The sequence below is a fragment of the Nocardiopsis nanhaiensis genome, from assembly GCF_054778635.1.
On the sequence record NZ_BAAGZJ010000193.1, the window covers coordinates 1 to 1,075 of the forward strand.

The 1,075-nt window shown below is 67.0% G+C and carries 1 protein-coding gene; it reads right to left on the bottom strand.

Going from position 1 to position 1,075, the window contains the following annotated elements; translation table 11 throughout:
* Positions 1 to 960: an IS481 family transposase gene (locus ACYVD1_RS34735; RefSeq protein WP_460778719.1), complete on the bottom strand. Its 960-nt coding sequence runs from the start codon at positions 958 to 960 to the stop codon at positions 1 to 3.
* Positions 961 to 1,075: the final 115 nt, after the last annotated feature.

Sequence of the window (1,075 nt, forward strand, 5' to 3'; positions counted from 1 at the left end):
CTAGGTGTACTGACCAGAGAGGTTAGGTACGCGGGAAGCGGGAGGACCGCCAACGGCGGTATGGAACCGGTGGTGATTGTACTCGTGCAACCACTCGCCGAACGCCTCCCGCTTCTCGCTCTCAGACCGGTAGGGGCGGGCGTAGGCCCATTCATCGACCAGGGTCCGGTTGAACCGTTCGACCTTACCGTTGGTCTGGGGCCGGTAGGGGCGGGTCCGCTTGTGCTTGATCCCGGCCTTGGCCAGGGCCTCGCGCCACAGGTGGGACTTGTAGCAGGACCCGTTGTCGGTCAGTACCCGCTCCACGGTGATCCCGGCCGAGGCGAAGTAGGTGTGGGCTCGTTCCCAGAAGGCGAGGGCGGTCTCCTTCTTCTCGTCGGTCAGGATCTCGGTGTAGGCCAGCCGGGAGTGGTCGTCCACGGCGTTGTGGAGGAAGGCGTACCCGGCGTTGGTGCGGTTCTTGCGGCCTTGGGGGCGCCCCAGCGCCTGGTGGCCGCCCCCGTCGGGGATGTTGCCGAGCTTCTTGATGTCCACGTGCACGAGTTCACCGGGCTGGGAGCGTTCGTAGCGGCGCACCACACGGCCGGTAGCGCGGTCCAGGTGGGACAGGCGGGCGCACTTGTAGCGGGTGAGGACGCGGTGGACGGTGGAGGTGTGCATACCCAGGTGGCCCGCGATGCGCGCGGGTCCCCAGCGTTTGGCTACGCGGAGTTTGATGATGCGGCGTTCGCGGCGGGTAGGGGTGCGCCGGGGTGAGCGGGTCGGGCGGCTGGAGGCGTCGTTCATGCCTGCCTGGCCGTGGGCGCGGTAGCGAGAGGCCCATCGCCTGGCGGTGGTGACCGCGATCTGGAAGCGTTCAGCGGCGCGGCGCAGCGGCCAGCCCTGGTCGACGACGCAGCGGGCCAGAGCCAGACGTCCCACGGGGGTCAAGGGCGCGTTGGCATGGGTAGTGTGAGCCACGGAGGGCCTCCTGACTTACTTCAGGTGTTGATCGAGACAATCCACACCTATGTCGGAGGCCCTCTCTTGTTGTCAAATCAACCCCGCGCTGTACTCAACCTCTGTGGTCAGTACA